This is a genomic window from Bilifractor sp. LCP21S3_F8 (assembly GCF_052117805.1).
Classification (GTDB): Bacteria; Bacillota; Clostridia; order Lachnospirales; family Lachnospiraceae; genus Bilifractor.
The window spans coordinates 22055-31244 of record NZ_JBQKIK010000033.1 but is presented as its reverse complement, the minus strand read 5'-3'; the positions used below and the strand labels follow the sequence as shown (position 1 = coordinate 31244).

6 protein-coding genes are annotated in these 9190 nt (G+C 51.8%); all 6 read left to right on the top strand.

The window, feature by feature from the left end; all coding sequences use genetic code 11:
* Nucleotides 1-347 precede the first annotated feature (347 nt).
* Nucleotides 348-794 (top strand): large conductance mechanosensitive channel protein MscL, encoded by a 447-nt coding sequence (gene mscL / locus ACTQ3A_RS12410; protein ID WP_441099793.1) that lies wholly within the window; start codon nucleotides 348-350, stop codon nucleotides 792-794.
* Between the two features lie 336 nt (nucleotides 795-1130).
* Nucleotides 1131-2246 (top strand): DUF3048 domain-containing protein, encoded by a 1116-nt coding sequence (locus ACTQ3A_RS12405; RefSeq protein WP_441495000.1) that lies wholly within the window; start codon nucleotides 1131-1133, stop codon nucleotides 2244-2246.
* A gap of 17 nt (nucleotides 2247-2263) precedes the next feature.
* Entirely contained in the window at nucleotides 2264-2437 is a 174-nt protein-coding gene (locus tag ACTQ3A_RS12400) for a hypothetical protein (protein WP_441494999.1), read from the top strand.
* Between the two features lie 316 nt (nucleotides 2438-2753).
* Nucleotides 2754-3266, top strand: a complete 513-nt coding sequence (locus ACTQ3A_RS12395; protein ID WP_441494998.1) for a dihydrofolate reductase — start codon at nucleotides 2754-2756, stop codon at nucleotides 3264-3266.
* Nucleotides 3267-3315: 49 nt separating this feature from the next.
* Entirely contained in the window at nucleotides 3316-4371 is a 1056-nt protein-coding gene (ispG, locus tag ACTQ3A_RS12390; RefSeq protein ID WP_441494997.1) for a flavodoxin-dependent (E)-4-hydroxy-3-methylbut-2-enyl-diphosphate synthase, read from the top strand.
* 52 nt (nucleotides 4372-4423) lie between these two features.
* Nucleotides 4424-9187, top strand: a complete 4764-nt coding sequence (locus ACTQ3A_RS12385) for a PolC-type DNA polymerase III (protein WP_441494996.1) — start codon at nucleotides 4424-4426, stop codon at nucleotides 9185-9187.
* The last annotated feature ends 3 nt before the right edge of the window (nucleotides 9188-9190 follow it).

Sequence of the window (9190 nt, the reverse complement as noted above, 5' to 3'; positions counted from 1 at the left end):
CGACGACAACAGGTATGAGCATGGAGCGGTGCGAAGCAACGCGGGAATGCTCATACCTGTTAGCGGCACGGAAGCTGCGAAGCAGCGAAGTGACGCGGGGACTTATACAGTGTGTGGCACGACTTATCGTATGGCCATTACTGTCTGCGTCTTCTGACAGCAGTCAGGTATCGTTTAATCGAAATTGTAAACTCCTGTGTGCAAGGCCTGTGGGGCCCTGTCACAGGAGTTTATTTTTGCGTTGTGCGGCACAGGAGAATTGATTATAATCAGATTAAGCCGGGATGTGCAGAACGCCGGCAGAAACAGATGCTTTAATCAGGTACAGACCAGAGGAGGAAGAATCGATGAAAGGATTTATGAAGGAATTTAAGGAGTTTATCTCGCGCGGCAACGTCATGGATATGGCAGTCGGCATTATCATTGGCAGTGCTTTTACCGCCATTGTAAATGCGCTGGTGAACAACATCATTATGCCGTTGATCTCTGTGATAACAGGCGGCATCAGCTTTGATCAGTGGAATATTACGATGGGCGCCGGAAAGGATGCACCGGTGCTTGGACTTGGCACATTTATTGCTGCCGTCATCAATTTCCTGCTCATCGCGCTGGTGCTGTTCATGGTAATCAAAACGATCAACAAAATGCATGAGGGTGCTGACAAACTTGTCGGAAAGCAGAAGGAAGAGGAAAAACCGGTCACGAAGATCTGCCCGTACTGCAAGTCTGAGATTCCGCTTGAGGCTACAAGATGTCCGCACTGCACCTCTCAGCTTGATAAAGAGGAGGCATAAAAAGTATCCAGGTGAGAGTACTGGAGGTGGGTAAATATCTGTTTTTGTACGAAACAGTCGACGAAAATGGTAAAAACGCATAATAAAATATAAATAACAGGGCAATCCTTTGAACAACTTGCCATATCATGCGCGATGAACTATAATGTGATTGTTGGCTGTTGGCTGTTGGCTGTTGGCTGTGCGCGGCACGCAGCTGCCCGCAGGAGGCATTGGTACAGAGGCTGTCCGTGCAAGGTATCGGTGCAGAGATAACAGCATCAACACTGGCATCAGGATACCTTTGCAGAGATGCAGGATATCCTTACAAAGACAGGAATTGGGGGATTTGAACGATTGAGAAAGAAATATATTATGGCTTTGTTATGTCTGACGATCGGCGCAGGGCTTGCCGCAGGGTGCGGGAAGGCGGAAACTGTTGATGACTCGGTAGCACTGGTCACCGCTGCGCCATCACCGACCGGCACTCCGACGGTTACGCCTTCTGCGACACCGACTTCGACGCCTGAGGAGACTCCGACGGAAGCACCGGAGCCGGAGAGTACACTTCCGGAAGGGCAGATGTACAGTTACCTGACCGGAGAGCCGGTAGATGTCGCCGCTGGGACCAGAAGACCGATAGCGATCATGATCAATAACCTGCAGCCGGCGGTGCCACAATCCGGCATTAATCAGGCGGACCTCTTGTATGAGATTGAGGTTGAGGGAAATATCACACGTCTGATGGCGGTGTTCCAGGATCCTTCCAACATCGGCAAGATCGGACCTGTGAGAAGTGCGCGCCCGTATTTTGTATATTTTGCGATGGATAACGAGGCGGTCTATTCTCATTACGGCTGGAGTCAGCAGGCACAGGATCTGATCACCTCTCAGAACATGGAGGACATCAATGGAATGACTGCGGGCGGGTTTTACCGCTCGGAGGATCGCAAGGCGCCTCACAATGTTTATGTCGCGGGATCTTCTCTTACAAGTGATGCGGACAGCCTTGGATATAACAGGGCTTACCCCGAGGGCTATGCGCCGAATCTTGCATTTAATACCGCGGATACGGACATCAACGGAGAGGTGGCGAATACCGTTCACATTCCGTTCAAGTACGATGATCCTTATTTTGTGTTCAATACAGAGGACCGGCAGTACTACCGGTATGAGTACGGCTCGGAGCACATAGATCAGGAGACGGGTGAGCAGCTGAAGTTCAAGAACATCATCGTACAGTATGTCAGTGAGTGGCATCTGGACGATAATGTGCATCTCGATATGAATCTGTTTACTTCCGGGACAGGCGTATTCTTCACGGATGGAAAAGCCATTCCGATTACATGGGAGAAAGCTGATCAGAATGACAATACAGAATATTTTGACAGCAACGGCAATAAGATTCTGCTGAATCCGGGCAAGACGATGTTTGAGATCTGTTCGGACAAGAATGCAGCCAGCTGGTCCTGATCCGGCCGTGGCAGAAAATGGACAAGCTGATCACGGCTGGTCAGAAGGGTGAAGAGTCTCACATGCCTGCTTCCATTTGTGGATTTACATATGGTACAGGCATTGTGAAATCCTGCCCTGCAGGCTTTGTGCGAGAGCTGACGGACGGGATGAAGCCATGCTCCCGCAAGGCCGGTAAGCCTTCCGGTTGACAACCTGTGGCGTGATTTATAGAATAGAAGCTGAATGGAAATGCCTGCAGGAGCAGCGGGGATCTTCAGGATGGCAGCCTTGTTATCTGACCGTTACGGTCGGCAGAAGATCTGTGAGAAACAGGTCTTTTTTTATTTACACGAACAGAGAGCCGCAGCCGAATGCGAAGTATTCGTGTGCGGCGAGCGTCGCGATAGCGAGATAAAACTCGCGCAGCGTGTTTTATCTCGTTTATGCAAAGAGTGAATCGCAGTCAGGCATGGCGATCCTGTGTGCGTTTTTTAAGAAATTGTACAATGATGAGGTGTTTGGATAGTGAAAGCGATTGTTTGTGCAGATCAGAAATGGGGAATCGGTAATCAGGGACATCTTCTGGTGAACATTCCTTCTGATATGAAGTTTTTTCGGGATACGACGATCGGTCATGTCGTGGTGATGGGAAGAAGAACTTATGACTCCCTTCCGGGCGGTCGGCCTCTGGAGGGAAGGGTGAACATTGTTTTGTCCAGAGATCCGAATTTTCACCCGGCAGGTGCTGTTGTAGTCCGGAGCAAAAGAGAGCTCTTGGAGGAGCTGAAGAAGTATAATACGGATGAAATCTTTATTATCGGAGGCACCTCGGTCTATGAGCTGATGCTTCCGTATTGTGATGAGGTTCTGGCGACGCGGGTTGGTTTTATCTACCAGGCGGACTGTTATTTTCCAAATCTTGATTATATGCCTGAATGGGAACTGGCAGAGGAGAGCGAGGAACAGACCTGTTTTGATATCGAGTTTGTTTTTCGAAAATACCGCAGGAAGTATCACACCGCGTTTCCTGAAATGTAGAGGGCAGAAGGCAGAGGCAGATGCTGCAGCAAACGAAAGGAATTTGTTTATGAAGACGAAAACAGTGCGCATCGGAGACAGAGTGATCGGCGGTGGGAATCCGATCCTGATTCAGTCGATGACAAATACGAGGACGGAGGATGTGGAAGCGACGGTTGCACAGATCCGTGCGCTGACAAAGGCGGGATGCGATATCATCCGCTGCACGGTTCCGACGATGGAAGCCGCGGAGGCTCTCACAGAGATAAAGAAACAGATTGCGATACCGCTTGTTGCGGATATTCATTTTGATTACCGGCTGGCGATTGCGGCGATGGAGCACGGAGCAGACAAGGTACGCATCAATCCCGGGAACATCGGAAGCATCGACAGGGTGCGCGCGGTTGTAGACTGCGCGAAGGAGAGGAAAATTCCGATCCGTGTCGGAGTTAACAGCGGCTCGCTGGAGAAGGATCTGCTGGAGAAGTACGGCGGTGTAACTGCTGAGGCGCTTGTGGAAAGCGCGTTGAAGCAGACTGCCATTATTGAGGACATGGGGTATGATAACCTCGTCATCAGCATTAAGTCGTCGAATGTCATGATGTGCGCGAAGGCACATGAGTTGATATCGAAAAGGACCGATCACCCGCTTCATGTGGGCATCACCGAGGCCGGGACACTTTATTCCGGCAATCTGAAATCGGCGATCGGACTTGGCATCATTCTGTATCAGGGAATCGGTGATACCATCCGTGTATCGCTGACGGGAGATCCTCTTGAGGAGATCCGGACCGCGAAGTTTATCCTTCGGACGCTCGGACTTCGGAAGGGAGGCATTGAGGTGGTATCCTGTCCGACCTGCGGAAGAACGCAGATCGATCTGATCCATCTGGCAAATGAAGTAGAAAAGATGACAGAGAACTATCCGCTGAATCTGAAGGTGGCGGTGATGGGATGCGTTGTAAACGGACCCGGGGAAGCGAGAGAGGCGGATCTGGGAATCGCCGGAGGAACGGGAGAGGGACTTTTGATCCGCAGGGGCGAAATCATCCGAAAGGTTCCGGAGGATCAGCTCCTGGATGCCCTCAGAGATGAACTGGAACATTGGGAGGATCCCGGATTGTGATTGGAGAGTCAGATCTCAGATGAGTGAAACGCAAATTCTAGAAGAAAACGGAATGCAAGGGGAAACTGGAATCCTGGAAGAAAAGGGAATGCAAAGAGAAACTGAAATCCATGGCGAGAAGGGAATCCGGAAGGAAACAGATATCCGGCAGGATTCAACAGGAAGTGCGGCAGATGCGGAAGCGCCGGAGAGCAGAAAGCTGACAGAGGCTTTTCCAAATCTGGAGCTCGAGGGGGAGCTTGAGGAATATCTGCAGTTCGCGGTTGTGAGAAAGGCTGCATATAACCGGAAGCGCGGTATTCTGCACATTTATCTGGAGAGCCCGCAGTGGATTCACAAAAAATATATCGATCAGCTGGAGAGGGAAATCCATCGCCAGCTTTTTTCGGATGCTTCTTTTGCGGTGAAGGTCACAGAGAAATTCCGCCTTTCCAGACAGTATAATCCGGAGAAAATGCTGGAGGTATACCGCACGAGCATTCTGTACGAGCTGAAGAAAAAGGATATCTTCCTGGCATACCTGTTCCGGACGGCGAAAATCAGTTTTCCTGAGGAAAATCTCATGCAGATCGAGCTGGAAGATTCTGTGATCGGACATGAGCGGTGCGCGGAGCTCACCCGTATTCTGGACCATATTTTCACGTACCGCTGCGGGCTGCCGATCGAGATCGCGACGGAGTTCTATCCGGTGAAGGAATCGGAGGACCTGAAGCGAAGCGCGCAGCAGATGCGGGCGCAGGCGAAGCATATCTTCGAGAACTCCAAGGCAGGCCGGGAGAGAAACGGTATAGCGGAGACTGCCGGGGACGGAGACGGGAGTGCGGAGACCGGAAAGAGGGATTCTGCAGCTGTTTCGGGAAAGCGGGAAGACGGGGGAACTGCGGCATCGTCTGGGCGAGGCGGTTTCGGCATCAGACAGGGCACCGGCGGAAAAGGACGTTTTTCACGGAGATCCGGACGGGGAGGATTCGGCTTTGGCGACCGCCTGAAGATGGATGATGATCCGAATCTGATCTACGGAAGAAACTTCAATGAGGACAGCATTCCGATCGAGTCGATCGATGAGACAACCTCGGAGGCGGTTATCAGAGGTCAGATTCTGTCGATGGACATGCGGGATCTGCGAAATGAGAAGGCACTCGTTATTTTTGCGGTTACCGATGATACGGACACCATTCAGGCAAAAATCTTCATTATGCAGTCGCAGAAGGAGGAGCTTGCCGGGGAATTGAAGGCGGGAAAATTCATCAAGCTGAAGGGCAGGATCATGCTGGACAGCTATGAGCACGAATTGACCGTATCGACGGTGATCGGAATCCGGAAGTCGGCCAGCTTCCGGCATGGACGCTATGACAGCAGCCCGGTGAAGCGCGTGGAGCTGCACTGCCACACGAAGATGAGCGATATGGACGGCATTACAGACGCCTCAAAGCTGGTACAGCGGGCGTACGACTGGGGAATGCCGGCGATCGCGATCACCGACCACGGGGTGGTTCAGGCCTTTCCGGAGGCAAATCATGCCCTCGAGGCCATTGATGAGTCTTATCAGAAAAAATACGCCGAGGAACATCCGGATGCGGACAAGAATGAACTGAAAAAGGTCAGGGCACCCTTTAAGGTCATCTATGGCATGGAAGCGTATCTGGTGGACGATCTGAAAGGAATTGCAACCGACAGCAGAGGGCAGAGTCTTGATGACAGCTATGTGGTTTTTGATATCGAGACAACCGGTCTGTCCAACCTGACATGCAAGATCATCGAAATCGGTGCGGTACGGGTGGAGAAGGGGGAGGTTGTCGACCGTTTTTCGGAATTCGTAAACCCCGAAGTCCCGATTCCTTTCCGGATCACGGAGCTGACCAGCATTACGGATGAAATGGTTCAGGACGCGCCGCCGATTGAGGTGATTCTTCCAAGGTTCCGCGAATTCTGTAAAGGGGCTGTTCTCGTTGCCCACAACGCGGATTTTGATACCGGATTTATCAAGATGGAGTGCCGCAGGCAGAAGATTGACTGGGAATTCACTTATGTGGATACAGTGGCGATGGCACAGCTCCTTCTGCCGAACCTGTCCCGTTTCAAGCTGGATACGGTTGCCAAGGCGGTGGGAGTTTCTCTGGAACATCATCACCGTGCCGTGGATGACGCCGAATGTACGGCCTGGATTTTTGTGAAATTTGTGGCGATGCTTCGCGAACAGGGGATTAATGACCTGGATTCGCTGAACCGGGAAGGAAGCGTGAATCAGAACGCAATCCGCAAGATGAAATCCAGCCACGCGATCATTCTCGCAAAAAACGAGGCGGGCAGAGTAAATCTGTACCGCTGTGTATCCGAATCGCATCTGAAATACTTTAACCGTCAGGCAAAGCTTCCCAAGAGCTTTGTGCAGGAGCACCGCGAGGGGCTGATCATCGGATCCGCCTGTGTGGCCGGAGAGCTCTACCAGGCATTGTTGAGGGGAGCGCCGGATACGGAAATTGCGAAGATTGTGAACTTTTATGATTATCTCGAAATACAGCCGCTCGGAAACAATCGTTTTCTCATTGAGGACGAGAAAAACCCGGCGGTCAGCAGTGAGGAGGATCTCCAGGAGCTCAACCGGAAAATCATCCGGCTGGGAGAGCAGTTTCACAAGCCGGTCGTCGCTACCTGCGACGTTCATTTCATGGATCCGCAGGACGAGATTTACCGGCGGATTATCATGGCCGGAAAGAAATTCGCGGACGCGGACAATCAGGCACCGCTGTACCTTCGCACCACGGAAGAAATGATGGACGAGTTTGCTTACCTCGGAGAAGAAAAGGCGAGGGAGGTTGTCATCGACAACACGAACAGAATCTGTGACATGATTGAGCGGATGAGTCCGATTTACCCGAAAAAATGTCCTCCGGTTATTCCGCACTCTGACGAGATGCTCCGCACAATCTGCTACCGCCGGGCGCATGAAATCTACGGACCGGATCTTCCGGAGATCGTTCAGGCAAGACTGGAGCGGGAGCTTACCTCCATTATATCAAACGGTTATGCCGTGATGTACATCATCGCGCAGAAGCTGGTGTGGAAATGCAATGAAGACGGATATCTCGTAGGATCGAGAGGTTCTGTCGGGTCATCCTTTGTGGCGACCATGTCAGGAATCACAGAAGTAAATCCGCTTCCGCCGCATTATCTGTGCCATCATGACCATCACGTGGAATTTGATACGCCGGATGTTGTGAAATACCGGAAAATGGGATATTCCGGATGTGATATGCCGGACAAGAAATGTCCGGTCTGCGGCAGAGTCATGGACAAGCTGGGCTTTAACATTCCTTTTGAAACCTTCCTCGGCTTCAAGGGGAACAAGGAGCCGGACATTGACTTGAACTTTTCGGGAGAGTATCAGACAAAGGCACACGCATACACCGCGGTTATCTTCGGCGCGGGTCAGACGTTCAAGGCAGGGACCATCGGCACGCTGGCGGACAAGACAGCCTTCGGATTTGTGAAGAATTACTATGAGGAAAAGGGCATACACAAGCGAAGCTGCGAGATCGACCGGATCGTACAGGGCTGCGTGGGAATACGAAGAACCACCGGGCAGCATCCGGGCGGCATCGTTGTACTGCCGCAGGGATGGGACATCAATACCTTTACGCCGGTGCAGCATCCCGCTGATGATCCGGATTCGGATATCGTCAGCACACATTTTGATTATCACTCGATCGATTCCAACCTTCTGAAGCTGGATATTCTCGGACACGATGATCCGACAATGATCCGTATGCTGGAGGACCTGACCGGAGAAGACGCGACAAAAATCCCTCTCGATGAGCCAAAGGTCATGAGTCTGTTCCAGAATCTCAGCGCGCTGGGACTTCAGCCGGAGCAGATCCATGGCATCAGGCTGGGCACACTCGGGATCCCGGAGTTCGGCACAAGCTTTGCGATGCAGATGCTTTTTGATACGAAGCCGCAGAACTTTACGGATCTATGCAGAATCTCAGGCCTGTCCCACGGCACAGATGTCTATCTCGGCAATGCCGAGACGCTGATCAAGGAAGGAAAATGTACGCTGGGAACTGCCATCTGCTGTCGTGATGACATCATGGTCTACCTGATCAACAAGGGAATGGATTCTGAGGAGAGCTTTTCCATCATGGAGATGGTGCGAAAGGGGAAGGTGGCGAAGAAACAGTGTAAAAACTGGCCGGAATGGACGGCCGATATGAAACAGCACGGTGTTCCGGACTGGTATATCTGGTCGTGTGAAAAGATCAAGTACATGTTCCCGAAAGGCCACGCCGTGGCCTATGTGATGATGGCCTACCGCGTGGGATGGTACAAGGTGTACCGGCCGCTTGCTTATTATGCGGCATATTTCTCAATCCGCGCGAAGGCGTTCTCCTACGAGAAAATGTGCCAGGGACAGCGCCATTTGGAGGAGATCATGGACGAGTTCAATTCCCGCAAGGATTCTCTGTCAAAGATGGAGCAGGACCAGTATGGCGACATGTGTCTCGTCGAGGAAATGTACGCCCGCGGTTTTGAGTTCATGCCGATAGATATCTACCGGGTGCAGCCGCATCGTTTTCAGATTATTGACGGAAAGCTGATGCCTTCGCTGGATGCCATTGACGGCCTGGGTTCTGTTGCGGCAGACAGCATCGTACTGGCGGCGCGGGACGGAAAGTTTTTGTCCAAGGATGATCTGCGGCAGCGGGGGAAGGTCGGCAAGAGCATTACGGATACACTGGACCGGCTGGGAATCATATCCGATCTGCCGGAGACGAATCAGATCTCGCTGTTTGATTTTCAGATGGAGGCGGGGTAGATT